This window comes from Christensenella tenuis, from assembly GCF_014287795.1.
GTDB classification, from domain to species: Bacteria; Bacillota; Clostridia; order Christensenellales; family Christensenellaceae; genus Christensenella; species Christensenella tenuis.
Window position 1 is genome coordinate 19867 of record NZ_JACOON010000002.1, and the last position, 25860, is coordinate 45726.

The window sequence follows — 25860 nt, forward strand, 5'->3', positions numbered from 1 at the left end:
TTTTTTGAAGGGATGCTGCGTTATCCCAGGATTCCTTTTACACAGTCATAAAACGCATGCGCCAGTTTGCCGTGCCCTTCTTCATCCAGATGGAGCTGGTCAATGGGCGAAGGCTCCGCGACCTGCGCGGCGTCGATATAATGGCAGCCGTATAGCTCCGCCATCTTCTGATAGCGCGGGGCAAGTTCCTTAGCCAGGGAAATGGAGCGTTCATCGAAATAATCTCCGAGCCAGGTTTCCCCCACCTTTTCACCGATCCTGATCGGCGAAACGACCAGGATTTCAGGCGCTTTCCCATCCCTGCCATATGCTGGATTCTGCGCTTTTACAATCAGTTGTTCCAGGCATTTGGAAATGGAAAATGCGGTTTGCCCAAGATGCGCCTTGGTGTCGTTGGTGCCCAGCATAATAATCAGCAGGTCCACCGGCATTTTGGTCAGCAGACACGGATCCAAATAAGAAATACCGTTCCGGTACGGATCCACCGGGTCGTCGAAACCAGTGGTGCGTGCGTTCATACCTTCTTCGTACACAAGGTATTCCCCGCCGAGGAGTTTTTGGAGTACGCCCGGCCAGCGGTCCTCGTACGGCGTGCGGTGCCCGTCGGACGGATGGTGTCCCCATGTGTTGGAATCTCCGTAGCAAACGATTGTTTTCATTCCTGTCATTCCCCCTTATGGTTTTGCTTTGCAGCCGGACAACATGGGTCCGGCTCCAAAATGATATGTTTATCATACAACAAAATTCTTTGCGGTTCAATGTGGGCGGCCTTTACCAAAACGGCTTTTTGTGCTATATTTTGAGCTGTATCAAAGAATTTACGGAGGCGCGCGTGAAGCTGAAGGACTTGGACGTACGCAAAAAAATAATACTCGCTAATTTTATGATGATTGTGATTCCAGTCCTCATCATAGTGCTTGTTATGATAGGAATCCTCATCGGCATCCTCACGGGCGCGGGCTCCAGTGTGACGATTGCAGCCACGAGCAAATGGGCGGGGGAAACGACCAATTACCAGCTCCAATTGATGATCGATTCCCTGAGCGAAGACCTTGTGGAAAATAAGAATGTATTCCGGGAAGGTTCCACACTGCTCGAAATTTGCTCGGAATTGGAGGCAATGGGCGTCCATATCGCCATTTCGGATGGAACGGGTACGCGGTATATCTCTCCGGGCGTATCGCCCGGGGAACTGGAAGCGCAGGCCAATGCGCTCCATGCGGACGGCTCGCCGTCGTTTGTGCGGACACAGGAGGGTTTCGCGTGCCGCACCGTTACGGAAAGTGAAAACGGTGTTTTTTCCATCGTTGCCGCAGCTCCCGGTTTTGCATATCCGGCAGGGGAATATTATGCCTATGACTCGCTGAAGGCCCACCTGAAAGTGATTCTTGTAACCGTAGGCGCAGCCGCGATCATCATTATCATATTTACAGGCAGCTATCTTTCCAAACGGTTGTCGCGCAGTATCCTTGCGCCGGTGCGTAAGCTGGGGGAGGCGACGGCTGCCGTACGCGGCGGGAACCTAGACCGTCCGGTGGGCTATACGTCCGGGGACGAACTTGGGCAGGTATGCGCCCTCTTTGATGAAATGCGCCTTCGCCTAAAGGAGTCCAAACAGGCGGAGCAGCGCTATGAGCAGCAGCGAAAACAGATGATTGCGGGAATATCCCACGACCTTTCAACGCCTATTACCACAATAAAAGGCTATGTAAGCGGCATTTTGGATGGAATTGCGGATACGCCCGAAAAAAAAGAACATTACCTGCGCACGATTTACGGCCGGGCATGCGATATGGAGCAAATGGTGGATAGCCTTTTCCTGTTTTCGAAGCTTGACCTGGATGAGGAACCATTCCGCATGGAACGGGTGGACCTCGTTGCGTATTTTGAGGATTACTTTGCGGAAATGCGCAAACCTGTGGGAGTGAAGTCTGGCTTCCATCCCGGAACGTGCAGAAGCGCGCCCGTGCTGATCGACCGGCTCCAGTTCGACCGTGTAATCGCCAATTTAGCGGATAACAGCATCAAATACCGCCGGGGGGATTCCTGTTTACTGGAACTGTGGCTCTCCTGCACGGAAAATGAGGTGGTGCTGGAATGGAAAGACGACGGCATCGGCATTGCCGGAGGAGAGGCGGAAAAAATATTTGAAAGCTTTTACCGCACGGATCCTGCGCGCGGGAATGCCGCGAAAGGGAGCGGCCTTGGCCTTTCCATCGCGCGGCGGATCGTGGAACGTATGGGCGGGTATATCAGTGCGCGCGCCAGGAGAAGCGGCGGCCTATGCATTACCATTACTCTGCCAATGGCGAAAGGAGAAGTATGAAAAAAATATTAATCATAGAAGACGATGCAAGCATTGCGGAACTTGAACGGGATTACCTCGAAGCGAACGGTTTCAGGGCCGTGCTGGAAAGCGACGGGGGACAGGGACTTAAGCGGGCGTTGGCAGAAGAATTTGCATTGATCCTGCTCGATGTGATGCTGCCTGGAATAGATGGCTTTGAGCTGTGCAAAGAAATCCGCGCACAGAAAGATACGCCGGTGCTCATCGTGTCGGCACGGCGGGACGATGTAGATAAGGTAAAGGGCCTTGGGCTCGGCGCGGATGATTATATGGTAAAGCCGTTCAGCCCGTCTGAGCTCGTTGCGCGGGTGCGTGCGCATATCGCGCGTTACGAACGGCTGACCAATAAAACGGGTGACGGAACACTTGCGGTACGCGGGCTTACAGTCGATGTGCCTGCGCGGCGGGTATATGTGCAGGGAGAGGAAGTTATACTCAAAAATAAGGAATTCGAGCTGCTCGAGTTCCTGATGAAAAATCCCAATATTGTATTCAGTAAGGAAACGCTGTTTGACCGCATCTGGGGAATGGATTCCCTTGGAGACACGGCAACCGTAACGGTGCATATCAACCGCATACGGGATAAAATCGAAACGGCGGATAAATATATCGAGACGGTATGGGGATCGGGCTACCGCTTCCGGGAATAGGGAAAACGTCAAAAAACAGATGCCCGGAAACAGAAATTTACCGCAAGAGAGCAAATTTTGGACGGTAATATTTATATGAGGCAGCGCGCCAAAAATTCATCGACGATTAGGGCGTTGACATAGCCGCTGCGCAGGATGCTTTTTACGGCGGAAGCACGCTCCGAACCAACCGCAACGCCAATACGCAGGGGAATCCGCTTTAATGTTTCAAGGTCGATCGCGAGGATGCGCTCGTTGATTCCCGCGTTGCAGGGGCTTCCCTGAATATCGAAATATCTTCCACATATAACGGCTTCCGCTTTCATTTCAATCAATTGCAGGACGTCCGCGCTGGAAAGCTGACCGTCGTGCATCGCCATGCGGTGTGGAAATTTAGCCGTGCCAATCGCGAGCAGGGCAACGTCAAGATGTGGAAACTGCTGGAATACTTTTTGAATAAGCGGCTCCTGAAGCAACAATGTTTTGAGCGCTTTGGACTGTACCATCATGGGCGCGTTTACCGTATAAGCGTCGCCGTGCAGCTTGGACATGAAACTGTGGGCAATTTCAATATTCCCATATTTTGAATATTTCCCGGAAAGGCAACCGGAAAGCGCAACGGAATCAACCTTAACAAAATCGGAAAAATCAAGGTGCGAAATAATATTTAGATTGATCCTTCCAGAAGAAAAACCAAATTTCATTCCAGTTTCAAGATGACGCTCCAAATAGGCGGCGGCGAGTGCTCCAGCGTTATCCTGCGTGATTTCAGGATCGCTGTGCGACGTGGCGATCTGGATGTCCTGAAGGGAATATTTGTCCTTTATCCTAGCTGCCATATCCACCGCTTTTGATTCGGAATCGACGATTCGGATTACAACGACGCCGTTGTCTTCGCACGATTTCAGAAGCATGGAAACATTCGACCGGGACATAAAAAGCCGGTCTGCAATCTGCTGCTGGGAAAGGCCTTCGTAATAATAGAGCTTTGCGATTTTTACAAGAAGGTCCCGTTTATTCTTAGGGGAAGTACTTTGTGCCTGTTTCATTGCGTATCCTCCCGGAGGGCTGTGGAATTTTGATAGGGCTTTCTTTATTGTATGCATGCCTTTTTGTATATGTCAATTGAGAGGGGATATTTTAATACATTTGTCAAAGATTACTGACATTCGTCATAATAGGCCAATATAGATTGACGAAAGATAAAACACGAGTTTAAAATGAAACTGAAATTTGACAAACTGATTATTTTTCCGATCACATCTAGACAAATGTTTTCCGTACAAAAGGAGATAGGGAATATGAAGAGAGAAGAAGTCGTAAGGGACGCCCTTGCAAAGAAGGCGACCAGCCATCTGCCGGTTACCTTTGTTTATTCCAACCAAAAAGCGGAACGGTATTTTGCGGAACAGATGCACATGGACCACGAAGCGTTCTTAAAATATTCTGACAGCGATATCAAAGACATCTATCTGATGGATGACCTGAATATGTATATTTCAGAGCCGGAACAACTTTCCCTCGCGCGAGATATGGGGTTTGTGTTTGACAGGGGGGAAGAAAACGTGCTGTTCGATAGGTGGGGGATCGGATGGTCGACGCACAGCGTGGGCCTTGAAGTAAGGATCAACGCGCTCAGGAAGGGCGAGGATGTCCTGTCCTATGAAGTCCCGAAGGAAAAAGGCGGGAATTTTATAATGGCAGACCGTCTGGTTGAAACCTACCGCAAAGAAGGTTATGCTGTATGGATCCCACAGTATATTTCGTTTTTTGAGCGTGGCTGGGCGATCGTTGGTTATGAAGATTTTATGATGAAATGTTATACCGAACCGGAAAAGATCGAGACGCTGTTGGATAAAATCCTGGAATATAAAATGACTTTGGCCGAGCGAATCTGTACCTATCCGGTCGTTATGGGACATACGGGGGACGATTATGGCCTCCAGCGCGGCGGCGTGATGTCCCTTGAAATGTGGAAACGTTTTTTCAAACCGCGCCTGAAAGAATTGTGGGGAGTGTATAAAAAACACCATATCAAAGTATGCCACCATAGCTGCGGGGATGTCGGCATGTATCTGGATGATATGCTGGATGCAGGATTGGACATCCTCCATCCAGTACAGGCGACGTGCCTGTCCATCACAGAACTTTCCGAACGTTATGGAAAAGATCTCATATTTTATGGAGGGATCGACTGCGTAGATGTCCTGACCAACGGAACGCCCGATGACGTCAGGCGGAACGTAGATGAAACGGTTGAGGTCCTCGGAAAAAACGGAGGACTGATTCTTTCGGCAATCAATATCATGCCGAATGTTCCGGTGGAAAACCTCAGGTCGCTGATCAATGCGGTAAACAGCTATAAATAGCAACTGCCGGGCGAACCGCACAGGAAGTTAAGGATCACACCCAAATAACGTAATCAAAATTACCCGAAAAACATGCGAAAAGCAATGTTTTTACAAGGGCTGGCTTAGTTTTGCCGTTTTAGAGAAAAACGGCGATGCAAACAAAACAAGGAGGAAGAAAAATGAAAAAAGGTATGATTTGTGTAATGGCTGTTCTGCTGGGGGCGGCGATGCTCTTTGCCGGATGTTCATCCGGCGGGGATTCAGGGAACGCAGCGGCTCCGGCCGCGCAGGGAGAAACCAGCGCGGAACAGGAGAGCGTGCCCGCAGTACAGGGAGCGACGACCATCGGCAAAGTCGGCATATGCATGCGGGAGCAAAAAAATCCCTTTTATAAGGTCATGAACGATGTACTGGTGAACCTTTGTAAGGAAAAGGGGTATGAAGCGGCGACAACGGATGCAAACGGAGATATCCAGACGCAGATCGGCGATTTCGAGAACCTGATGACACAGGGGTGCGATGTGATCATCCTGAATGCGGCTGATCCAGATTCTTTCATAGACGTAGTGACCCGCGCCCGGGAACAGGGGATCATTGTAATCGCGGTCGATAACGCGCTGAATACGGATACGCCTGTCAACGCGACAGTACTTACCAACAACGAAGGAAACGGAATCGAAGTCGGGAAATGGCTGGTTGAACAAATCGGGGATGAACCGATTAAAGCAGTCGTAATGTCGGGAGAGATCGGCAATATCATCGGCGAAGACAGGCGGCAGGGAACCTTCCGCGGCATAACGGAAGCGCAGCTCGCCAAATATGGAAAAACGGATTTTGAAGTTGTCTACCAGCTTTATTTTGATGGGTGGCAGTCGGATGTAGCGCAGAGAAAATTTGAGGACGTGGCAGTATCCACGCAGGATTTCAACTGCATTATTTCAGAATCTGACGTAGCGACGATGTATTGCTACGAAACGCTTCAGGCGATGAACCTCCCGCATAAGGTATGGCTGATTTCGGCGGCAGACGGCGAAAAGAACGTGCTCAAGGCCATCCAGGACGGACAGTACGATGCAACCGGCATGAACAGCCCTACTATGCTGGGAGAAAAGGCGATCGAGGTCGCTGAGAAAATTGCCAACGGCGAAGCTGTGGCACAGACGACCTATACGGACGCCACCTGCGTAACACAGGAGAACGTAGACCAGTATTACGACCCGGATGCGCTGTTCTGAGAAAAGGACCGGCAGGGCTGGTTAGTCGATGCTGTATTCCGGGAAGGCAATCCCTTCCCGGAATACGGATTTAAGGAGTGGCCTATATGGAATATATTGTTGAAATGCTGAATATCAGCAAAGCGTTTGGCGGGGTAAAAGCGCTGCGCAGCGTAGATTTCAGGATCAAAAAGGGGGAGATACACGCCCTGGTAGGAGAAAATGGGGCGGGAAAATCCACCTTAATGAAGGTTTTATCCGGTGCGATTATGAAAGATGAAGGCACGATCCGGATCAACGGTGAAGAAGCCGATATCCGGAGCACAACGGATGCGATCCGTCATAATGTGGCGGTGATCTATCAGGAACTGAATCTTGTTCCCGACCTTACGGTGGCGGAAAACCTGTATCTGGGAGAGGATATATCAGGCAAAAATACAGTAGTTCGCTGGAAAGACCTGTATGAAAAAACGGGGAAGATGCTTACGGAAAACGGTTTTGACATCGATCCGAAGGAAAAAGTGGGGAACCTTACGGTCGCATACCAGCAAATGGTAGAGATAGCCAAGTCGGTGACGCGCAACGCGGATGTAATCGTCCTTGACGAGCCGACGGCCGTCCTGACCGCAAGCGAAGCGGAAAATCTGTTTGAGATTATCCTGCGTTTGAAAAACGAGGGAAAGAGCATCATCTATATTTCCCACAGGATGGAAGAGATTTTCCGGCTGTCGGACAGGGTGACCGTTATGAAGGACGGCGCGGTCACGGGAACGGTAGAGATCGGCGCGGTCACGAACGACGATATCATCAACTTGATGATAGGACGCACCTTGGGGGATATGTTCCCTGAAAAATCCCGGAAACCCGGAAAAATTGTACTGGAAGCAAAAGACCTTAGGCGGGGAAATAAAGTAAAAGGAGTCAGCTTCAACGTAAAGTCAGGCGAAGTACTCGGGATATTCGGCCTGGTAGGGGCGGGAAAGACGGAAACGGCGCGTCTCCTGTTCGGTGCAGACAAAATGGATGGCGGCGCCATATTGATCGACGGAAAGGAAATGCGGATCACGACTCCTAAAACCGCGATGAAAGCGGGAATATCCTATGTATCGGAGGACAGGAAAGGGCAGGGTGTGATACTTGATATGTCCGTGCGGGAAAACATTACGATGCCGATGCTTGAAAACTATACGTTCGGCCCCGGGATTGTAAAAGCCGCAAAAGAAAAAGCAGACGTTTTGCAGTCGATTGAAAAGCTGAACGTTAAAACGGAAAGCACAGAAACAAAAGTCCAGAATCTGTCCGGGGGAAACCAGCAGAAGGTAAGTATTGCGAAATGGATCGATCTGGACAGCAAAGTGATCATATTGGACGAGCCAACCCGGGGCGTTGACGTGGGCGCCAAGGTGGAGATCTATAAACTGATCGATTCCCTTGCGCGCGGAGGCCTTGCCGTCATACTGATCTCCTCGGAAATGATCGAGGTGATCGGCATGAGCGACCGCGTATTGGTTTTGCACGAAGGGCGCATCAGGGGCGAACTGTCGGGAAATGAAATTTCAGAAAGCAACATTATTTCCTGTGCGATCGGGCGGTAATGAGAGGGGGAAAAGAGACAATGAAGACAGGCGAAATGGGAGTTAAGAAAACAAGTTTTTCAAAATTTATGGCAGAGAACAATATATACGTATTTTTTGTAATACTGTTTATTGTCTGCGCCGTAAGCTCCGCAAATTTTTTATCAGATATCAATCTGACAAATATCTTGCGGCAATATTCGCCCTATGTCGTAATGGCGCTTGGAATGTTGCTCGTTATTATGACGGGCGGGATTGATCTTTCTGTCGGATCGATCATAGCGCTCGCCAACGTTGTGTGCGCGATGCTTCTGACCGATATGGGCCTGCCGGCATTTTTGTCGGTATTGGTTGCGTTGCTGGTGGGAACGGCCTGCGGCCTTGTTTCAGGGTTGCTGATCGCCTATAAAAACATAGCGCCGTTTATCGCGACACTGGCAATGATGACGATCACAAGGGCACTTGCGTTCGTTCTGACTGATGCGGTCAACATCCGCATATACGATGAAGCGAGCGTAGAATTCGGAAGCGGCTATTTTATGAGCATGGATGGATTTGTCGGGCTGCCTTACCAGCTGCTCGTTATGATCCCGATCGTGGCCGTAATTTTCCTGATATTGAAATATACTTCCTATGGGCGGCTGGTGATTGCCGTAGGATCCAACCGGGAAGCGGTTCGACTGTCTGGCATCAACGACAAAGCGATCACTCTTTCGGTCTACTGTATATCAGCTCTGTGCGCCTCGATTGCGGCAATTATGATCGTATTCCGCGGGCGGCTTGCCAGTGGTTCTCTGGGCGACGGGCTGGAGCTTGACGCGATCGCTGCCTGTGTGATCGGCGGGGCAAGCCTTTCCGGGGGAAAGGGATCGGCAATTAAGACGGTGGTGGGCGTGTTTGTGCTGGCGCTGATTGGAAATATTATGACGCTGCTGAATGTGCCGAGCTACCCGCAGGACATCATCAAAGGCATCATCATATTGCTGGCGGTGCTGTTCCAAAAGAGCAAATAGCGGCGGAGACGGGAGGTTGAGTATGACGACAGAGACATTTGTGATCGGTCTGGACTTTGGAACACTGTCGGCACGCGCGGTGATGGTAGATACCGCAGACGGCGAAGTAAAGGCGGTTTCGATCGTGGGCTATCAGGATGCGGTGATCGAAGATTTTTTGCCGGGAACGGATATCAGGCTTCCCGAGAATTTCGCGCTGCAGAATCCGCAGGATTACAGCGACGCGCTGGAATCGCTTTTAAAAGACGTACTGCATAAATCGGGCGCCGCGCCCGGACAGGTAGTAGGGATAGGTGTCGATTTTACCTGCTGCACAATGATTCCGGTCGATGAAAACTATATGCCGCTCTGCTATGACGAACGGTATCGGGACAACGTGCACAGCTGGGCCAAGTTGTGGAAGCATCACGGTGCGCAGAAGGAGGCGGATTACTTCAACAGTGTAGCGACATTAACGAAACAGCCTTTTTTAAAGCAATGCGGTAGCAAGTGTTCGTCAGAATGGATGTACCCTAAAATAATGGAAATATTAAACCGTGCGCCGGAGATCTATGACGCGGCCTACCGCTTTATGGAAGCGGCGGACTGGATCGTATACCTGCTTACAGGAAACGAACGGAAAAACAGCTGTGAAGCAAGCTATAAAGCGTTCTGGAATAAACATACCGGATATCCAAGCAGGGAATTTTTTCGGAAATTGCATCCGCGGATGGAATATGTAGTGGAGGAAAAACTCGGGACGGAAGTCTACCCCATTGGGAGCCGCGGAGGAGAACTCACAGAGAAAATGGCACAGGCAACGGGGCTTGCAGCAGGAACGGCGGTGAGCCTTGGAAATACGGACGGCCATATTGCGGTTCCGGCTATGGGAATCACCGAGCCGGGAAAGCTTGCGCTAATCATGGGAACATCAATCGGCCTCATGTTTATCGATGAGAAAGAATGTTATGTCGAAGGAATCGCGGGAGTGGCGGAAGACGGAATACTGCCCGGGTATTATGGATATGACGCGGGGCTTGCGGCGGCAGGGGATATTTACGACTGGGCTGTTTCCAATATTGTGCCGGGATATTATTTCCGGAAAGCGGAAAAAGAAGACCGTTCGGTTTTTGACATACTAAATGAGAAAGCGGACCAGGTTCCGCCGGGCACAAGCGGACTGCTTGCCCTCGATTGGTGGAACGGAAACCGTTCCGTCCTGGTGAACGCGGATCTTTCGGGTATGATCGTCGGGCTTACCCTGTCCACCAAAATTGCAGAAATCTACCGGACGCTGATAGAAGCGACAGCATTCGGGACACGCAGGATCATAGACGCTTTTACAAGCGCAGGACTCGAGATCAATGAAATCATCGCCTGCGGCGGACTTTCGCAAAAAAGCAGCACGGTTATGCAGATCTATGCCGATGTGCTGGGGATGGAAATTAAAATATCGGCAAACGCGCAGACGATTGCGCTTGGGGCGGCCATGTACGGAGCGGTCGCCGCGGGAAGGAAAAACGGCGGATACGATGATATTTTTGAAGCCGCTGAAAAAATGTCACAGCTCAGCGAAAAGGTATATAGGCCAAATCCACAGCATGTCGTGATCTACAATAAATTGTATGAAGAATATAAGACGCTGCACGACTATTTTGGCCGCGGGATCAACGAATGTATGAAAAATCTCAAAGAGATTAAAAATAACAGCATGGAGGTATTGTTATGAGTCTTGATACGAAAAAGATGGAAGGAAAACTTTGTATCGTTACGGGAGCCGAACGGAGCGTAGGACTTGAGATTGCGAAACGTTACCTGCAATATGGCGCACGCGTGGTTATGCTGGATGTGAATCCGGAAGTGGAACAGCGTGCGGAGGAATTGGAGAAGGAAGGATATCCTGCTGTAGGAATGGTGCTTGACGTAACGGAACAAAAGTATGTTTTGGAAGTATTCGAAGGGATCATCGAAAAATACGGAGACGTATATGCGCTTGTAAATTCGGCGGGGGTTGCGGATGTAAGGCCGTTTGAAGACATCACGCAGGAAATATGGGAACGCATGATGAAGGTCAACGTGTGCGGGACGGCCTACTGCATCCAGGGTGTGATCGGAAACATGAAAAAGAACAAAGAAGGGCGGATCATCAATTTTTCCAGCAAGGCGGGAAAGGAAGGCTCTTCCTTGATGAGCTGCTACGGGGCGTCCAAAGGAGCGGTCATCACGATGACGCAGGCGTTGGCGAAAGAATTTGCGCCGTATAAGATACATGTTAACTGCCTGTGCCCGGATATTATCGACGATACAGGCGTGTGGAACGTTGTGCGCGCGCGGTATACGGAAAGCCTTCATCTGGGAGAAAAAGAAGTGATTGAACTGTATACGAATAAAGTCCCGCTCGGGCGTTTTGTCAGCAAGGAAGACGTAACGGATGTAGTGATGTTCTATACCATTTCGGGAGACAGCTCAACCGGTCAGGCGGTTAACGTCACAGGCGGAAGGACTATGCACTAAAGGAGGTTGAAACTTATGGAACTGAAAAGGGAAGGCGTAGATCCGGGATATGCGAAATACTGCGACCATACGGTTTTGCGGGCCTACACGACGCGGGAAACCGTGAAAAAATTCTGTGAGGAAGCAAAAAAGTACGGTGCGGCTGCCGTATGTGTAAACCCGGTACATGTTGCGCTTGTAAAACAGGAACTGGAAGGGAGTGGAGTAAAAACGGCGACCGTAATCGGATTTCCTCTCGGTGCGAATAAGACCTGTGTAAAAGTGTTCGAGGCAGCGGAAGCGGTTGCAGATGGGGCAGATGAAGTCGATATGGTCATCAATATCGGCGCGTTACGCGAAGGCGATACGGAATATGTACTCCGAGACATCAGTGAAGTCGTACAAGCAGCTAAAAATGCCTCTGTAAAAGTAATTATCGAAACCTGTTATCTTACAGATGAAGAAAAGGAAGAAGCGTGCAGGATTTGCATACAGGCGGGCGCTGCATATGTTAAAACTTCAACGGGGATGGGAACGGGCGGAGCAACCGCGCATGACATATGGCTGTTGAAGAAAGCCGTTGGCGGAAAAGCCAAAATAAAGGCTTCCGGCGGCATAGATAATCGAGAAAAGGCCTATGAGATGCTTTGTGCAGGAGCGGATCGACTGGGCGTAAGCCGCGTCCCGCAAATCGTAGAAGACGACATGTCGCTTTTTTCGGCGGCGGTAGGAAACCACCCGCCCCAAGTTGTGTGACAGCAAGGAGATAAAATGGAGAAGAAGCCGCGCTTATACGCGGCTTTTCTGTGTATTCCTTTCATTGACAGTGCTAACCGGAACCGATACAATAAACAAGGAACGTTTTGGAAATAAACGGCGCAAAACCGCCGAATCAACGAGACGGAATGGGGAAATTCAAATGAACGAACAGGTAAAACAGATTGCGGCACGGATTCGTGAATTACGTGAGATTCTCGATATCCCGCAGGAAGAGATTGCGAAAAAAGTCGAGGTAAGCCTCGGGGAATACCAAAAGTATGAGCAGGCCGAGGACGATATCCCAATCGGCGTACTGTACGGTGTGGCGGCGGAGCTTGGCGTGGACCCGACGGAGCTTTTGACAGGCGAAGCGCCGCGGATGGATGAATATACCATCGTGCGCGGCGGGAGGGGCGTAAGCGTGGAACGGTATCCTGGCTATGCGTTCACGGCTCTTGCCTATAACTATAAAAACCGCGATATGGAGCCGATGATCGTAACGATCTCCCCGAATGACGAGGCAGAGCTCGTCACGCACAGCGGGCAGGAGTTCAATTATGTCCTCGAAGGGGCGATTAAGGTCGTGATCCGCGGGCGTGAGTTTGTCCTCAAAGCAGGAGACAGCATCTATTTTAATCCCGAGCTCCCCCACGGGCAGCGCGCGGTGACGGATGTGGCAAAATTTTTGACGATTATCAACGAGTGAGGGCAGGCGGATGTTAGAAAAGTTTTTAGACAGGACAGAATTTACAAGTTACGATGATTTCAAGCAGAACTATAAGCTGAACATCCCGAAGCATTTCAATTTTGGTTACGATATTGTAGACGAATGGGCGAAACAGGATGAAAACAAGCCCGCGCTTGTGTGGTGCGACGACGATGGCAACGAAAAACGTTTTTCGTTCAGCGACATAAAACGGATGAGCGATAAGGCCGCCAATCTTCTGAAGGGCATGGGAATCAGGCGGGGCGAACCGGTGATGCTGATGCTCAAGCAGCGCCCGGAAGTGTGGTTTATGATGGTAGGGCTGCATAAGCTCGGTGCCATCTGCATCCCCGCAACCTTCCAGCTAACGCCCAAGGATATCATTTACCGCTGCAACGCAGCAGATGTAAAAATGATCTGTACGGTGGATGATGACGAGATGCTGCAGCACATCGAAGCGTCGCTTCCCGAATGCAAAACGGTAGAAAACGTCGGTGTGGTGGGGAAAAACATTCCCGCCTGGGCGTTTGACCTGCGTGCAGAGCTTGAAAAAACAAGCGAAAACTGGACGCGCGAATATTTAAATGAGACGGACGACCCCATGCTGATCTATTTCTCTTCAGGCACGACGGGAATGCCGAAGATGATTTTGCACGATTTCACTTATCCGCTCGGGCATATTGTAACGGCAAAATATTGGCAGAAAGTGGAAGACGGGGGCCTGCATCTCACGGTGTCCGATTCCGGTTGGGCGAAATTCGGTTGGGGCAAGATTTACGGCCAATGGATCTGCGGTGCGGTAATCGTCGCATATGATACGGAAAAATTCAACCCGCAGAAGCTGCTCGGAACGATCGACCGCCTGAAATTGACGACGTTCTGCGCGCCGCCCACCATCTACCGTTTCCTGATTAAGGAAGACATGAGCCACTGCGACTTCTCCACGATCAAACATGCGGGAATCGCGGGCGAACCGCTCAACCCCGAGGTATACAACCGTTTCCTGGAGATCACCGGCCTTGCGGTAACGGAAGGATTTGGCCAGTCCGAAACGAGTGTGCTGATCGCAAACTTCGGCTGGGATCCGATCAAGCCCGGTTCCACGGGCAAACCCTCCCCGCTTTACGATGTGGACATCGTGGATGAAGATGGAAACTCGTGCGAAGACGGCGTGGTCGGCTCCATCGTTGTCAAAAATACGGATAAAAAACACCCGGCGGGGCTGTTCAAAAAATACTATCGGGACGAAGAAGCGACAAACCGCTGCTGGAAAAACGGCGTATACAATACGGGAGATACGGCGTGGAGGGACGCGGAAGGCTACTTTTGGTTTGTGGGCCGCAACGACGACGTAATCAAATGCTCGGGCTACCGCATCGGGCCGTTTGAGGTGGAAAGCGCGCTCCTCACGCACCCTTGCGTGTTGGAATGCGCGGTAACGGCGGTGCCGGATCCGGTACGCGGGCAGGTAGTGAAGGCGACTGTAGTACTTGCGCGGGGCTTTGAGGCCTCAGATGAACTCAAAAAAGAGCTCCAGACGCATGTGAAGAACGTCACCGCGCCTTATAAATATCCGCGCGTAGTGGAATTTGTAGAAGAATTACCCAAGACCGTCAGCGGCAAAATCCGCCGGGTGCAGATCCGCAACGAAGACGCAGACAAGTAAAATAAAACAGCGTGCGCAAGGCACGCTTCAGGCTGCCGATACTCCAAGCGGGGATTATCAAGGGCTCTTGCTTTCTTGCAGGCAAGGGCGGCATTGTGCCCGCCAGCCCGCAAAAGCGTCCAGCCGCGTAGCGGCAAGGCCATTCGGGCGCATTTCCATCATCAGCCAGTGACTTCAAAAAAGCGTTCCCTGTGCGAAAGGGAACGCTTTTTTGAAATAGAAGAGGAGAGAAAATTACGATGAGACCGGCCGTAGCCTATCTCAGTTTGATAAATTCACAGTTGCCGTCCGGGCAGGCCCTCCGCCACATTTTGGCGGTCATACACTGCAAGGACACGTCGTAATACTTTCCGCCGAGAAGCACGTGGTCAACGAGCACACCCTCCTGCACGCATCCGCTCTCCGAGCGGCGGCCTATCGCGCAGTGGTTCTCTGTAAAGGCGGTAAAAGTGACTTTGTTCAGCCCAAGCTCCATGAACACGTGGTGATAGATGCTTCGCTCGAGAAGCGCGGACAACTCATCCGTATCGTCCGCCGGGTCGTGCATATAATAGCTCCATCCGCAGCGTTTGTTTTCAAGGTTAATGTCCACAATGGCCAGCACGCCGATCGGCGTTTCGTCCCGCCGCACAATCCAGTGAGTCGTGAACGGGTCGCCTTTTCGTTCCCCGATCCAGCGGAACTGTCCCGCAAGGGACATCTGCATATCGCATGCGAGAAATTCGCGGGCGCTTTCACTCGCCATCCATTCGGAGAGCAATCCGATTTCTTCACGCTCAATTTTTGTACAGCTTATCATTGCCATCTTGCCATTGCCATCCTGTTTCGTTTGGGTTATTCTTTGTATAAACGAAAGCGGGGATAGCTAAACGAAATTGTTTGCTGTATCATGGAATCATTCGCAAAGGAGGACCGCATATGCAGAAAACAGGCAGGCTTTTTATTGCGGCGGAGCTGCCCGCGAATTTAGCAGGAGAACTTGCGGCAACCGCAAAAAAACTGCGGGAAAAAATTGACGCGCGCTGGTCGCGCGTGGAAAATTACCACATAACGCTTGCGTTCCTCGGGGAAACGGAGCTCACGCGTACGGAGCAGGTCGGCCGTATCATTTCCCGCGCCGCGAACGGCATGGGGCCGGTTCGCGTTTGCCTTGCGGAGCTTGGCTTTTTCGGCAGGGAAAACGATGCTGTCCTGTGGTGCGGCCTCTTAGGGACGCGGCCGCTTGAAGAGTTAGCCCGGAAAATTCGCGCGGGCCTTGTAAAAGCCGGAATCCCTTTTGATGGAAAACCGCTGCGTCCGCATATCACCCTTGCCCGCAGGGCCGGGCTTTCCGCCGCTGCACTCAAAGCGCTTTCACCCGAACGGGCAGGAGGAACGATTACTAAAATCACGCTTTTCCTCAGCACGCGGGAGAACGGCTGCCTTGTGTACCGGCCTTTATTTGTGCATGACATCGGCGAATGATTGTTGATTGTTTCCTGCATATGTGTTTGCGGTATGAATAGGATAAGAGTATAATGCTGTTTTGAGGTGAAAAAATTGTCGGTAATGAAAAGTTTTATCAGTTATTATAAACCGTACCGCGGTCTTTTTTATTTTGATATGTTCTGTGCCCTCGTGGTGTCCGTGGTAGACCTCGCGTTCCCGCAAATCCTCAATTTCCTGACGGATGGCCTATATACCCAAAATGCGGACGTGATCTTAAAGTCTCTGTGGATTGTCGCTGTTTCGCTGGTCGTGATGTATGTGGTCCGCTACGGCTGCCAGTATTTCATCACCACCTGGGGGCACGTGATGGGCGCGCGTATGGAAAGCGATATGCGCCAGGACCTTTTCGACCAGATGCAGCGCCTTTCCTTTTCCTATTACGATAAAAATAATACGGGCGATATGATGTCGCGCCTTGTGTCAGACTTATTCGACATTTCGGAACTTGCGCACCACGGCCCGGAAAATATCTTTATTTCCGCGCTGAAAATCATAGGATCGTTCGTATTGTTGATGATGATAAACGTGCCCATGACGCTGATTCTGCTTGCGGTAACAATCGTGATGATTCTGTTCAGCCTGAGCAAAAATAAAAAGATGCGCGCCGTATTTATGGATAACCGCAAGAAAATATCGAATGTCAACAAACAGGTACAGGATAGCCTTGCGGGTATTCGCGTGGTCAAGTCTTTTGCCAATGAAGATATCGAGCGCAAGAAATTCGAGCACAGCAACCTCGAATTCCTCGATTCCAAACAAAGCAGCTATAAAATCATGGGGACGTTCCAGGCAGGGAACAACTTTTTTACCGGGCTTTTGTATACGGCGGTACTTGTCTCCGGCGGTTTTTTTATCGCGGGCGGCGCCCTGCGCGTCACAGACCTCGCGATCTATGCCCTCTATATCGGCATTTTCGTTGCGCCGATCGATGTACTGATTAATTTTACCGAGCAATTCCAGAAGGGCTTTGCGGGCTTCAAACGTTTCCTCGAAGTTGTGCACACCGAACCGGAGATCAAAGATAAGCCCGGTGCGCAGCCTCTGGAAAACGTCAGGGGCAATATCAAATACAGCGGCGTATCTTTCGCGTACGACGAGGGAACCCATGTTTTAAGTCACATCGACGTAGAGATTGAGGCAGGAAAAACAGTGGCGCTCGTGGGGCCGTCGGGCGGCGGCAAAACCACCTTTTGTTCCTTATTGCCCCGTTTTTACGACGTAACGGCGGGCGCTGTTTCCATCGACGGGCAGGATGTGCGGGACGTCACCCTAAAATCCCTGCGAAGCGCCATCGGCATCGTGCAGCAGGATGTATATATGTTTGGCGGTACCATCCGGGATAACATTGCCTACGGCAAGCCGGGCGCAACGGATGAGGAAGTTATGCGCGCGGCAAAAGACGCGAACATCCATGATTTTATTATGAGCCTTGAGGACGGCTACGGTACCAGTGTGGGCGAACGCGGCGTGCGCCTCTCAGGCGGGCAAAAGCAGCGCATTGCCATTGCGCGCGTCTTTTTGAAAAACCCGCAGATATTGATTCTCGACGAGGCGACCTCGGCGCTCGATAACGAGAGTGAACGGCATATCCAGCTTTCGCTGGAAAAGCTGTCGCAGGACCGGACGACCATCGTGATCGCGCACCGGCTTTCAACAATCCGGAATGCGGACGAAATTATTGTAATGGACGCGGACGGTATCCGGGAACGCGGCACGCATGAAGAACTGCTGGAGAAAAAAGGGTTGTATGCGGGCTATTATAACATGCAGTTTGAAGGGCTGGAGGATTGATGGTAAAGGTAGTTGCGGCAGTGATCGAACAAAATGGCAAGATTCTTATCTGCCGGCGCAAAAATAAAGACGGCAGCGCGGGAAAATGGGAATTTCCCGGCGGAAAGCAGGAACCGGGCGAAACGGAGCGGGAATGTCTCTCGCGCGAGCTGATGGAGGAATTGTGCCTTGTGGTGCAGCCTGGGGATAAAATAGAAGCCGTCCGCCACGATTATGGCAGCTTTTCGGTCGAAGTTGCATTTTACCGGGCGAAAGCCGTGGGCGGCGAAATGAAGCTGATGGTCCATGCGGATGCCGCATGGGTGCAAAAAGAGGCACTCTGCGGTTACGATTTTCTGGAAGCGGATATCGGGTTTGTAAGATGGCTGGCGGAGGGCAAAAGATGAACTATGATTTTGAAACATGTATAGACAAGCGAAACAGCGGTTCTATAAAATGGCGGGATATGCTGAAAAAACAGCCGGACGTACCGGAAGGCGTCGTACCGCTTTCGGTTGCGGATATGGAATTTAAAACAGCGCCGGAGATCACAGACGGCCTCAAGGAATACCTGGATACGCAGGCGCTCGGTTATACTGGGGCGACGGATGCTTATTACGACGCCGTAGCCGGATGGATGAAAGAGCGCCACGGATGGGATATAAAGCACGAATGGATCGTGACGACTCCGGGCATCGTGCTTGCGCTTGGCCTTGCGGTGCGCGCGTTCACACAGCCGGGCGAGGGTGTCATCATCATGACGCCCGTCTATTATCCTTTTTATATGGTGGTGCAAAGGCAGGGCAGGAAGCTTGCGGAAAACGCACTCAAAAACCGCAAAGGCCGCTATGAGATCGACTTTGACGATCTCGAGAAAAAAGCGAAAAACCCTGGCAATAAGCTGCTCCTGCTGTGCAGCCCGCATAACCCGGTCGGACGGGTGTGGACGAGGGAAGAACTTGCCCGCATAAGTGAAATCTGTACGCGTCACGGCGTGCTCGTGGTGGCGGACGAAATCCATCACGACCTCATCATGCCCGGATATTCGCATACCGTGTTTGCGCAGGTGGGGAATCCTGAAAATACCATCGTATGTACTGCGCCCAGCAAAACATTCAACCTTGCGGGGATGCAGGCGTCGAATATCATCATCCCGGGCGGGGAGCTGCGCAAGCGGTTTCGAAACGCGAAACTTGAGAGCGGCATCATGGAACTCGGCGCGCTTTCCTACCGCGCGTGCGAGCTTGCATATACACGTTGTGCAGGGTGGCTTGGGGAGCTTCTTGCCATACTGGATAAAAATCGCAGGCTCACGGAAGACTTTGCTGCGCGGGAACTGAAACGGGCGCGCGTCACGCGGCTCGAAGGAACCTACCTGCAGTGGATTGACCTGCGGGCTTATGGCCTTTCAGAACAGGAATTGGAGCAGAAGATGCTCGGGGCGCACCTCTTCTTCGATGAAGGATATATTTTCGGCAAAACAGGCGCGGGCTTCGAGCGCGTCAATATCGCCTGCCCTCCCCGGGTGCTTGAAGGCGCGCTTTTACGGATGAAAGATGCACTCGAAAAATAAAGTTTAGAGACAGAAAAAGCAGGTTATTATAAAATAGATAAGGTCAGCTATGGGTGCAAACCTATAGCTGATATTTCTACAACTGCAGGTAAACGGCAGCGCACAAGTACGCGCTGCAAAGTATATGCTGCATAACGGTTTCCTGCAATCAGTTTATTGTTAACCATTGGGGAAGCCGCAATTATAAATAAGGAGTGTGATGGATATGAAGGACAGGAAAATGTCTAAAGCCGTCACGGATTCCGATTTTCGCAGGCTCGTAGAGAGCAAGAATGTCAGAAAAGCTGTGATGGTAAAAGACGGAAAAGTATTCAAATATGGGTACGACAAATAAAACCGCGCGCGAACTACCGCCCGCGGTTTTTTGCTGGCCGGATGGCTCACGGAGATTTTATGACAGCTTTTTGGATAAAAAAGCGGAAGGATACTGTAGGCTGTATGTTATGCCAGCAAAGGAATTTCGGTAAATGCCTTTCCCCTTATTTTATGTAGTGCGGTAAAACATTTCTAAAAGTTACAAATAAATTACATAAATATGAAAATATTGTAAATAAATCTCCCGTTTCCCTCTGTGCTGTGTTATGCTGGAAACACAGAAAAAGGAAATACGGTTGTGAACAGATAAAACAATGAATCATATGAAAGGAGCAGGAAAATGACGGGAAACGAACTTGCAGTGAGGCAGGATATTACAATGGTAAAACGGGAAAGCTACGGAACGGTTGCGTTCGCAAGTGAGGTAATCGCCACCCTTGCCGGACTCGCAGCTGTGGACGTCCCGGGAGTCGCGGGGATGAGCGGCGGCTTTGTGGATGGCCTTGTAGAACTCTTAGGGCGCAAGAACCTCTCTAAAGGCATTAAGATAGAGCTTGGAGAGGAAGAAGTTGCCGTCGATGCGGCAATCGTTGTGGAATATGGGAAATCGATTCCCGAAATTGCCGGAATGATCCAGGCGGGCGTAAAGCAGGCAATCGAAAGTATGACCGGACTTAAAGTAAAGGAAGTAAATGTCCGTGTACAAGGCTTGAAATTTGAGAGGCAGACGCAGGAAACAAAACAACCCGCGCTTGCAAGGGTGCAATAGGCCCTTTTTACATAGGATAGGGAAAAGCAAAGGATTTAGACTGTCGGTACCCCCTTAAGAGGAGATAATTAAGCCTTGATCTAACTTTGCGGGCAAAAGCGGCATGTACGCCTGTCCGCTCCTATGGCGCTTTACGGCCATGTGCCGTATGCCGCAGCCTCGATAAAGTTACAAAGCCGCGTAACGGCAGGACATTTCGGGTAAGCTTTAAGCACAGGAATTTCCTGTGCTTTTCTCTGTCTGAACGGGCGCAGTGGAAACCGGATTGAATTTACTGAAAAAAGATTGACAGGAAAAGGGGATTGTGATAAATTATTATTGGTTAGCAAAAGCTAACTTATGGATGCGCGAATAAAAGCGCATACTTTTTTAAGCGACAGTTAGCGCACACTAACCATTGCGAAAGGATTATTGCATGGATGAAATGGAATTCATGGTGGCATATCATTGCGCGCCCGCGCTTGCGGGAATCAAGCCCTCCAATCTGGTCTCCTTCTGCAGCCAAAAACATTCCGGCCTCGATGCGCGCCTTGCCGCGTGGAACAGGCAGCTTGGGCCAAGCGGTATCTGTTTTGAAAAAGTATGCAAATGCAAAAAAAGGGTGCTTGTCCTTGTTTACCGCCGTAAAAAGATGGAAGCCCTGCTTGCGGATGAAGCGGTTGCCGCAGAACTTGAAAAGGCAGGATATCCTGTGCGCGAAGGGCTTGAAGCGGTCATCGGTTATCTCAAAACGCGCCTTGCGGCCAGCGGAGGTTTTCCGCATGAGGTCGGTTTGTTCCTGGGATATCCTCTCGAGGATGTGCATGGATTCGTCAGGAGCGGCGGCCGCGGTTATAAGATGAATGGCTATTGGAAGGTCTATTCCGACGAAAAGAAAGCGGAAGAACTCTTCCGAAGATATACAAAATGCCGGAAAGCGGTCTGTGCCCGCTTGGGTATGGGAATGTCGATCACGCGGCTGTTTGCGGCTGCGTAAAAATAGTTTGAGGAGGAATCATCATGGGTAAAAAAGCAGTGGTTTACTGGAGTCTCACAGGCAATACGGAGCAAATGGCAAATGCAGTTTTCGAGGGCGCGAAGGAAGCGGGGGCAGATGTCGTGCTGCTGAAGTTCTCGGATACCAGCGTAGACGATGTGCTCGGGTTTGACGCTGTTGCGCTCGGCTGCCCGGCTATGGGTAACGAAGTGCTTGAAGAGGGCGATGTAGAACCGTTTTTCACCGAAATGGAAGGAAAAATAGACGGGAAGAAAATTGCGCTGTTCGGTTCGTACGACTGGGGCGACGGCGAATGGATGCGCGAATGGGAAAAACGTGTTTCCGCAGGAGGCGCAACGCTTCTTTCCGGTGAAGGATTGATCGTGAACAATGAACCCGACGAATTCGCTCTCGGGGAATGCAAAAAGTTAGGGCAGGCGTTGGCATCCGCCTGATCCTCTCCATAGGATATGAAAAAAGAGCCTTGGGCTCTTTTTTCATTCGCATTTTTATTAAATATAGTTTTATCCGGCGATGAGGTCTCCAATTTGAATCACCTCGCCTGTCGCCGCGTTCAGCAAGAGATACGGGGAAGCGCCGTCGGGAAATGTGTAGAGTCGAATTCGTCCGTATATTGCCTCTCCCCATAGCCGTAAAACCCCCTTACAAAAAGGGCCGCCAAAATAACGGAGAGGGCTGTCAGCGTAATCCTCGCGCGAAGCGTCATATGTCAGTCCTCCAGTCGATATCCAACTTTTGGAATGGTGGCGATGGAAAGGCCGAGCTTTTTGCGGAGCTGTGCGATGTGCACGTCCACCGTACGCGTTTCTCCCATAAAATCGACGCCCCATACGCTGCTGAGCAGCGCGTCGCGGGACATAGCGATATTTTTGTTTTTGGCCAGGGCCAGCAAAAGGTCAAATTCCAACGGTTTCAGGGAAACGGTGCGGCCGTCCTTTTTCACACTGTGGCGTTGTTCGTCAATCTCCACATCGCCTGCACGGAATACATGGGGAAAACGGCCAGCCCGCCGCAAAACTTTTTCCATACGTACCATAAGTTCCAGAATATCGAAGGGCTTGACAATATAATCTTCAGCCTTAAGGAGTCCCTTGACTTTTGATTCCGTATCGTTTACGGCGGTCAGGTAGATTACGGGAATGCCGTGTTGTGCGAAATGGGGAAAAAGGGAAAATCCGTCCGTTCCGGGCAGCATTACGTCCAGCAGAGCCAGGTCAAACCGTTCCGCGCGGAGCCGTTCCGGCACTTTGCTCCCATCATACAAGGGAATCGCTTCATAACCCGCCACGCTAAGGTTCAGGCAAATCAGCGAAGAAATTGCTTCATCGTCTTCGACAACAAGTATCTTATTCATCTCACACCTCACCGCTGTCATAGTATTCCCCATATGTTTCAAAATTGTATCATCAAAAAGGCAGAAAGACATTATCAAAATGTAAAATTTACAGCGGCATCCTGTCAAGGGGAATACGCTTCCCCTTGACAGGGAAGGAGTGTCCCTGTATCATAAGGGCAGATAAGACAGAGGGAGAAGCCATGCATTACAGCAAGCTTTGTATCATAGGAAGCTCCGCGCAAATGGACAGGATGAGACATTGTACGGAGCTTAAAACGGTGGAAGGCCGGTTCATCAGTCAATTATGCCAACAAAATGCGGGAGATCCTGCTTTGTTGTGATACGAAGAGACGGATGATTTCCCCGAAAACGGGAAGGCAGCGGACAATGTCGCGCGGCCTTTTTTTGTGCCGCGAAAACGTTTTGCTTTGGGGAGAATCATCATGAATATAAAGATACAAGATTTAACGTCGGGAAATGTTACCCGGACGCTTCTTCGGTTTGCGGGGCCGATGTTCCTCGCAAACCTCCTGCAATCCTTTTACAGCATTGTGGATATGGTTGTGGTCGGCCGTTTTGTGGGCAGCGAAGGGCTTGCCGCCGTCAGCAGTGCGTCTATGCTCGTTTTTCTCATCACGTCGGTCTGCACGGGCATTGCGCAGGGCGGTGCGGTACTTGTAGCCCAATACGAAGGCGCGGGTCAAAAAAGGCAGCAGGCGGAAGCCGTCTTGGCGCTGTTTGTTCTGGCTGCGGCCTTTGCCGCCGCGGTAACGGCGGCAGGGTTCTTTTTCTACCATCCGGCACTCCTGCTGATGCGCGTACCACAGGAAGCGGCGGCGGACGCGGACGGATATATGGGCATCATCTGCGGAGGGACGGCCTTTGTTTTTGGTTATAATGCGGTCTGCGCGATCCTGCGCGGCCTTGGGGATTCAAAGCGCCCCCTGTATTTTGTACTTGCGGCAGCTATAGTCAATGTAGCGCTCGACCTGCTGCTTGTCGGCAGATTCCATATGGGGACGCGGGGGGCGGCGGTCGCCACCGTTTCATCACAGGGCGTTTCTTTCTTTATTGCGGCAGCGTATCTTTGGCGCAGCCGATTGGTCGCCATCCACTGGAAATGGAAAATCAGCAAAAAAAACGCGGCGGCGATCCTGCGGGTGGGGCTTCCTTCCGCAGGGCAGATGGCGGTACTCAATTTTTCTTATCTGGCCGCCGCCGGAATGCTGAATGTGTATGGCGTGACGGTTGCCGCGGCATCGGGGATCGGTCTTAAGGTAAACACCTTTGCAGCTATGCCTGTATGGGCGGTCGGGCAAGCTGTAAGCGCAATGGCGGGCCAGGCCATGGGCAAGGGAGACATTGCGCATACTGGGGGCGTGGCACGGGCGGGCACGGCAGTCAGCGTGATTGCCGCGCTTGTTGCGGTCGCGTTTTTCCAAGTGTTTGCTCCCCAGGTCGTCCTGCTGTTCGATGGCAATCCGGAAGTTGTACGCGAGGGAGTCTTATACCTGCGCATTTGTTGCTCGCTCAATTGCGTCGCATATGCCGTAATGTATACCCTGAACGCATTTGCTACCGGCCTCGGCGACGCATCCTTTGCGTTCTGGAATTCCATGCTGGACTGCGTACTCATCCGTATTTTTGGAAGCTGGCTGCTTGGGCCTGTCCTTGGATATGGGTTTATAGGGATTTACATTGCAGAAATGTTCGCCCCCGTGCTTCCGGCCATTGCAGGAATAGTCTATTTCAGACGCGGCAAGTGGAAACTGCGGCGGCTGGTCTAATAAAATATTGGCTGCGGTGCGCCCTCCTGAAAAATTGCGGCGGGCGCCTGTGTGGCTGGGAACGCCGCCATCCGGTAGGCTTTCCTATGAAATAGCAAAAAGAGCCTTGCGGCTTTTTCTTATTTGCGTTTTTATGCGGTGGTTAAGCGGGGGGGTGCCGCCGTATCGGATGGAGCAGCGGATCAATAGAGGTTGTTGATGTATTCCGTAAGTTTTTTGCGGTCATAAAAATGCTCCAGTCTCGAAATTGTAAAATCAGGCTCCGCGCCATTGTCTACATGGCAAAAAACGCCGTTGGATAGGGCGCTGATACGCTTATTGCCCCATACTTGCAGCACGGAACCGTCCGCCGTCGTCCATATGGCGGACGACGCGTCATACACCGCCGGAGGCCTCGCCGAGCAGCGTGACGGCCGTTGAAGTATTCTTAAATGCGGAGGGCGGAAAAAACTGTTCGGAGAAATAATGCAGTAAAGGTTTTGGAAGCAACGCTGTCCGATCGGTATGCGTTCGATTTTTTCCGCTTAACGGTTTTATTGCTTGGCGTTATGATATCATACGCCTCTTTTTGAGCATATATACTGTTGGAATAGCGGTAGGAAAATGGGCAATTTTATAAGGTAATGCGGTATGCTGGTCAAAACAACTAAAATATTTCGCGTACCGTTTGTCCGTATGCTTACCCCTTCCGGTTGCATTACATATGCCCTGGATTTATTTGCCGCAGGTTTTCGCGGCATGGCCCTGGCGTTTCGGAATTCCATATGCATCCGTAGTCCGGCAGTTGTTTCCCAAGGCCTGTGCGGGAATATGGTTTCGCGGGACGTTCGCTGTATTGCGGAAATACTCGTCTCCGTGCTTCTGGATATTGCGGATATAGTCTGCTTCGGACACGGCTGGCGCCAAGCCAGCCATCCTGCTTCCCCGCCGCTTCTTTTTACGTTGTAATCTTTACGTATTGTTCCAGACTGCCGATATCCCCTGTGCGGGGATGACCAAGGGGTCTTATTCCCTGATCTGTCATTTGCCGGCGAGAGAGGAACGCAATTGGACGGGTAAAGATATGCAAAAGGCCGCAAGGGAAACGCACAGCA

27 protein-coding genes are annotated in these 25860 nt (G+C 51.0%); 20 read left to right on the forward strand and 7 right to left on the reverse strand.

What is annotated here, in order from left to right; translation table 11 throughout:
- Window positions 1–20: 20 nt before the first annotated feature.
- Window positions 21–659, reverse strand: coding sequence for an SGNH/GDSL hydrolase family protein (locus H8S18_RS03740; protein ID WP_186856974.1), 639 nt, complete (start codon window positions 657–659; stop codon window positions 21–23).
- Between the two features lie 173 nt (window positions 660–832).
- On the opposite strand from H8S18_RS03740, the gene H8S18_RS03745 reads away from it, so the two are divergent.
- Together H8S18_RS03745 and H8S18_RS03750 are read left to right on the forward strand one after the other, a co-directional pair.
- On the forward strand, window positions 833–2326 hold the full coding sequence (locus H8S18_RS03745; RefSeq protein WP_186856975.1) for an ATP-binding protein: 1494 nt from the start codon (window positions 833–835) through the stop codon (window positions 2324–2326).
- Window positions 2323–2997 carry a response regulator transcription factor gene (locus tag H8S18_RS03750; protein ID WP_186856976.1) on the forward strand — a complete coding sequence of 225 codons (675 nt, stop codon included), beginning with the start codon at window positions 2323–2325 and terminating at the stop codon, window positions 2995–2997. The genes H8S18_RS03745 and H8S18_RS03750 overlap by 4 nt, the downstream gene beginning before the upstream one ends.
- A 71-nt stretch (window positions 2998–3068) precedes the next feature.
- Here H8S18_RS03750 and H8S18_RS03755 read toward each other — a convergent pair whose 3' ends face one another.
- On the reverse strand, window positions 3069–4025 hold the full coding sequence (locus tag H8S18_RS03755) for a sugar-binding transcriptional regulator (protein ID WP_186856977.1): 957 nt from the start codon (window positions 4023–4025) through the stop codon (window positions 3069–3071).
- 252 nt (window positions 4026–4277) lie between these two features.
- On the opposite strand from H8S18_RS03755, the gene H8S18_RS03760 reads away from it, so the two are divergent.
- From H8S18_RS03760 to H8S18_RS03800, 9 genes are all read left to right on the forward strand, one after another.
- The gene (locus tag H8S18_RS03760) at window positions 4278–5345 is read left to right on the forward strand and encodes a uroporphyrinogen decarboxylase family protein (protein WP_186856978.1); all 1068 of its coding nucleotides are present in this window, start codon (window positions 4278–4280) and stop codon (window positions 5343–5345) included.
- 161 nt (window positions 5346–5506) lie between these two features.
- Window positions 5507–6562: a substrate-binding domain-containing protein gene (locus H8S18_RS03765; RefSeq protein WP_186856979.1), complete on the forward strand. Its 1056-nt coding sequence runs from the start codon at window positions 5507–5509 to the stop codon at window positions 6560–6562.
- A gap of 86 nt (window positions 6563–6648) precedes the next feature.
- The gene (locus H8S18_RS03770; protein WP_186856980.1) at window positions 6649–8136 is read left to right on the forward strand and encodes a sugar ABC transporter ATP-binding protein; all 1488 of its coding nucleotides are present in this window, start codon (window positions 6649–6651) and stop codon (window positions 8134–8136) included.
- A 20-nt stretch (window positions 8137–8156) separates the two neighbouring features.
- Window positions 8157–9128, forward strand: a complete 972-nt coding sequence (locus tag H8S18_RS03775) for an ABC transporter permease (protein WP_243165059.1) — start codon at window positions 8157–8159, stop codon at window positions 9126–9128.
- Between the two features lie 22 nt (window positions 9129–9150).
- Window positions 9151–10836 (forward strand): ribulokinase, encoded by a 1686-nt coding sequence (locus tag H8S18_RS03780; RefSeq protein WP_186856981.1) that lies wholly within the window; start codon window positions 9151–9153, stop codon window positions 10834–10836.
- Window positions 10833–11621, forward strand: coding sequence for an SDR family NAD(P)-dependent oxidoreductase (locus H8S18_RS03785; protein ID WP_186856982.1), 789 nt, complete (start codon window positions 10833–10835; stop codon window positions 11619–11621). The genes H8S18_RS03780 and H8S18_RS03785 overlap by 4 nt, the downstream gene beginning before the upstream one ends.
- A 15-nt stretch (window positions 11622–11636) precedes the next feature.
- Window positions 11637–12356, forward strand: coding sequence for a deoxyribose-phosphate aldolase (gene deoC / locus H8S18_RS03790; RefSeq protein WP_186856983.1), 720 nt, complete (start codon window positions 11637–11639; stop codon window positions 12354–12356).
- A gap of 163 nt (window positions 12357–12519) precedes the next feature.
- Entirely contained in the window at window positions 12520–13065 is a 546-nt protein-coding gene (locus tag H8S18_RS03795) for a helix-turn-helix domain-containing protein (protein WP_186856984.1), read from the forward strand.
- Window positions 13066–13075: 10 nt separating this feature from the next.
- Window positions 13076–14731 (forward strand): AMP-binding protein, encoded by a 1656-nt coding sequence (locus tag H8S18_RS03800; RefSeq protein WP_186856985.1) that lies wholly within the window; start codon window positions 13076–13078, stop codon window positions 14729–14731.
- 256 nt (window positions 14732–14987) lie between these two features.
- Here the strand turns inward: H8S18_RS03800 and H8S18_RS03805 are convergent, their stop codons facing one another.
- Entirely contained in the window at window positions 14988–15536 is a 549-nt protein-coding gene (locus H8S18_RS03805; RefSeq protein ID WP_186856986.1) for a hypothetical protein, read from the reverse strand.
- Between the two features lie 113 nt (window positions 15537–15649).
- Between H8S18_RS03805 and thpR the strand changes: the two genes are divergently transcribed.
- The 8 genes from thpR (at window position 15650) to H8S18_RS03840 (ending at window position 22077) form a co-directional block, all read left to right on the forward strand.
- Window positions 15650–16195 carry an RNA 2',3'-cyclic phosphodiesterase gene (thpR, locus tag H8S18_RS03810; protein WP_186856987.1) on the forward strand — a complete coding sequence of 182 codons (546 nt, stop codon included), beginning with the start codon at window positions 15650–15652 and terminating at the stop codon, window positions 16193–16195.
- Between the two features lie 84 nt (window positions 16196–16279).
- Complete coding sequence (locus H8S18_RS03815; protein ID WP_330598707.1) at window positions 16280–18010, forward strand: ABC transporter ATP-binding protein; 1731 nt, start codon at window positions 16280–16282, stop codon at window positions 18008–18010.
- Window positions 18010–18396, forward strand: coding sequence for a (deoxy)nucleoside triphosphate pyrophosphohydrolase (locus tag H8S18_RS03820; protein WP_186856989.1), 387 nt, complete (start codon window positions 18010–18012; stop codon window positions 18394–18396). The genes H8S18_RS03815 and H8S18_RS03820 overlap by 1 nt, the downstream gene beginning before the upstream one ends.
- Window positions 18393–19562: a MalY/PatB family protein gene (locus H8S18_RS03825; protein WP_186856990.1), complete on the forward strand. Its 1170-nt coding sequence runs from the start codon at window positions 18393–18395 to the stop codon at window positions 19560–19562. Before H8S18_RS03820 ends, H8S18_RS03825 begins: the two co-directional genes overlap by 4 nt.
- Before the next feature lie 205 nt (window positions 19563–19767).
- Window positions 19768–19896, forward strand: coding sequence for a hypothetical protein (locus H8S18_RS14785; RefSeq protein WP_258106973.1), 129 nt, complete (start codon window positions 19768–19770; stop codon window positions 19894–19896).
- A 321-nt stretch (window positions 19897–20217) separates the two neighbouring features.
- Window positions 20218–20646: an Asp23/Gls24 family envelope stress response protein gene (locus H8S18_RS03830; RefSeq protein ID WP_243165060.1), complete on the forward strand. Its 429-nt coding sequence runs from the start codon at window positions 20218–20220 to the stop codon at window positions 20644–20646.
- A gap of 415 nt (window positions 20647–21061) precedes the next feature.
- Entirely contained in the window at window positions 21062–21622 is a 561-nt protein-coding gene (locus tag H8S18_RS03835; protein ID WP_186856991.1) for a DUF3793 family protein, read from the forward strand.
- Window positions 21623–21645: 23 nt separating this feature from the next.
- Window positions 21646–22077: a flavodoxin gene (locus H8S18_RS03840; protein ID WP_186856992.1), complete on the forward strand. Its 432-nt coding sequence runs from the start codon at window positions 21646–21648 to the stop codon at window positions 22075–22077.
- Window positions 22078–22196: 119 nt separating this feature from the next.
- Here the strand turns inward: H8S18_RS03840 and H8S18_RS03845 are convergent, their stop codons facing one another.
- Complete coding sequence (locus tag H8S18_RS03845) at window positions 22197–22349, reverse strand: hypothetical protein (RefSeq protein ID WP_186856993.1); 153 nt, start codon at window positions 22347–22349, stop codon at window positions 22197–22199.
- Window positions 22350–22352: 3 nt separating this feature from the next.
- A complete protein-coding gene (locus H8S18_RS03850) occupies window positions 22353–22997 on the reverse strand; it encodes a response regulator transcription factor (RefSeq protein WP_186856994.1) in 645 nt (214 codons plus the stop codon).
- Between the two features lie 425 nt (window positions 22998–23422).
- Here H8S18_RS03850 and H8S18_RS03855 point away from each other — a divergent pair, with 425 nt between their 5' ends.
- Complete coding sequence (locus tag H8S18_RS03855; protein WP_186856995.1) at window positions 23423–24766, forward strand: MATE family efflux transporter; 1344 nt, start codon at window positions 23423–23425, stop codon at window positions 24764–24766.
- A gap of 182 nt (window positions 24767–24948) precedes the next feature.
- Here H8S18_RS03855 and H8S18_RS03860 read toward each other — a convergent pair whose 3' ends face one another.
- Together H8S18_RS03860 and H8S18_RS03865 are read right to left on the reverse strand one after the other, a co-directional pair.
- On the reverse strand, window positions 24949–25149 hold the full coding sequence (locus H8S18_RS03860; protein ID WP_186856996.1) for a hypothetical protein: 201 nt from the start codon (window positions 25147–25149) through the stop codon (window positions 24949–24951).
- A 331-nt stretch (window positions 25150–25480) separates the two neighbouring features.
- Complete coding sequence (locus H8S18_RS03865; RefSeq protein WP_186856997.1) at window positions 25481–25681, reverse strand: hypothetical protein; 201 nt, start codon at window positions 25679–25681, stop codon at window positions 25481–25483.
- Window positions 25682–25860: the final 179 nt, after the last annotated feature.

What these genes read in the sequence shown, in the direction of transcription:
- H8S18_RS03740 (WP_186856974.1), bottom strand. Translation starts at nt 659, where the DNA reads ATGAAAACAATCGTTTGCTACGGAGATTCCAACACATGGGGACACCAT.
- H8S18_RS03750 (WP_186856976.1), top strand. Translation starts at nt 2,323, where the DNA reads ATGAAAAAAATATTAATCATAGAAGACGATGCAAGCATTGCGGAACTT.
- H8S18_RS03755 (WP_186856977.1), bottom strand. Translation starts at nt 4,025, where the DNA reads ATGAAACAGGCACAAAGTACTTCCCCTAAGAATAAACGGGACCTTCTT.
- H8S18_RS03760 (WP_186856978.1), top strand. Translation starts at nt 4,278, where the DNA reads ATGAAGAGAGAAGAAGTCGTAAGGGACGCCCTTGCAAAGAAGGCGACC.
- H8S18_RS03765 (WP_186856979.1), top strand. Translation starts at nt 5,507, where the DNA reads ATGAAAAAAGGTATGATTTGTGTAATGGCTGTTCTGCTGGGGGCGGCG.
- H8S18_RS03770 (WP_186856980.1), top strand. Translation starts at nt 6,649, where the DNA reads ATGGAATATATTGTTGAAATGCTGAATATCAGCAAAGCGTTTGGCGGG.
- H8S18_RS03775 (WP_243165059.1), top strand. Translation starts at nt 8,157, where the DNA reads ATGAAGACAGGCGAAATGGGAGTTAAGAAAACAAGTTTTTCAAAATTT.
- H8S18_RS03780 (WP_186856981.1), top strand. Translation starts at nt 9,151, where the DNA reads ATGACGACAGAGACATTTGTGATCGGTCTGGACTTTGGAACACTGTCG.
- H8S18_RS03785 (WP_186856982.1), top strand. Translation starts at nt 10,833, where the DNA reads ATGAGTCTTGATACGAAAAAGATGGAAGGAAAACTTTGTATCGTTACG.
- deoC (WP_186856983.1), top strand. Translation starts at nt 11,637, where the DNA reads ATGGAACTGAAAAGGGAAGGCGTAGATCCGGGATATGCGAAATACTGC.
- H8S18_RS03795 (WP_186856984.1), top strand. Translation starts at nt 12,520, where the DNA reads ATGAACGAACAGGTAAAACAGATTGCGGCACGGATTCGTGAATTACGT.
- H8S18_RS03800 (WP_186856985.1), top strand. Translation starts at nt 13,076, where the DNA reads ATGTTAGAAAAGTTTTTAGACAGGACAGAATTTACAAGTTACGATGAT.
- H8S18_RS03805 (WP_186856986.1), bottom strand. Translation starts at nt 15,536, where the DNA reads ATGGCAATGATAAGCTGTACAAAAATTGAGCGTGAAGAAATCGGATTG.
- thpR (WP_186856987.1), top strand. Translation starts at nt 15,650, where the DNA reads ATGCAGAAAACAGGCAGGCTTTTTATTGCGGCGGAGCTGCCCGCGAAT.
- H8S18_RS03815 (WP_330598707.1), top strand. Translation starts at nt 16,280, where the DNA reads ATGAAAAGTTTTATCAGTTATTATAAACCGTACCGCGGTCTTTTTTAT.
- H8S18_RS03820 (WP_186856989.1), top strand. Translation starts at nt 18,010, where the DNA reads ATGGTAAAGGTAGTTGCGGCAGTGATCGAACAAAATGGCAAGATTCTT.
- H8S18_RS03825 (WP_186856990.1), top strand. Translation starts at nt 18,393, where the DNA reads ATGAACTATGATTTTGAAACATGTATAGACAAGCGAAACAGCGGTTCT.
- H8S18_RS14785 (WP_258106973.1), top strand. Translation starts at nt 19,768, where the DNA reads ATGAAGGACAGGAAAATGTCTAAAGCCGTCACGGATTCCGATTTTCGC.
- H8S18_RS03830 (WP_243165060.1), top strand. Translation starts at nt 20,218, where the DNA reads ATGACGGGAAACGAACTTGCAGTGAGGCAGGATATTACAATGGTAAAA.
- H8S18_RS03835 (WP_186856991.1), top strand. Translation starts at nt 21,062, where the DNA reads ATGGATGAAATGGAATTCATGGTGGCATATCATTGCGCGCCCGCGCTT.
- H8S18_RS03840 (WP_186856992.1), top strand. Translation starts at nt 21,646, where the DNA reads ATGGGTAAAAAAGCAGTGGTTTACTGGAGTCTCACAGGCAATACGGAG.
- H8S18_RS03845 (WP_186856993.1), bottom strand. Translation starts at nt 22,349, where the DNA reads ATGACGCTTCGCGCGAGGATTACGCTGACAGCCCTCTCCGTTATTTTG.
- H8S18_RS03850 (WP_186856994.1), bottom strand. Translation starts at nt 22,997, where the DNA reads ATGAATAAGATACTTGTTGTCGAAGACGATGAAGCAATTTCTTCGCTG.
- H8S18_RS03855 (WP_186856995.1), top strand. Translation starts at nt 23,423, where the DNA reads ATGAATATAAAGATACAAGATTTAACGTCGGGAAATGTTACCCGGACG.
- H8S18_RS03865 (WP_186856997.1), bottom strand. Translation starts at nt 25,681, where the DNA reads ATGGCTGGCTTGGCGCCAGCCGTGTCCGAAGCAGACTATATCCGCAAT.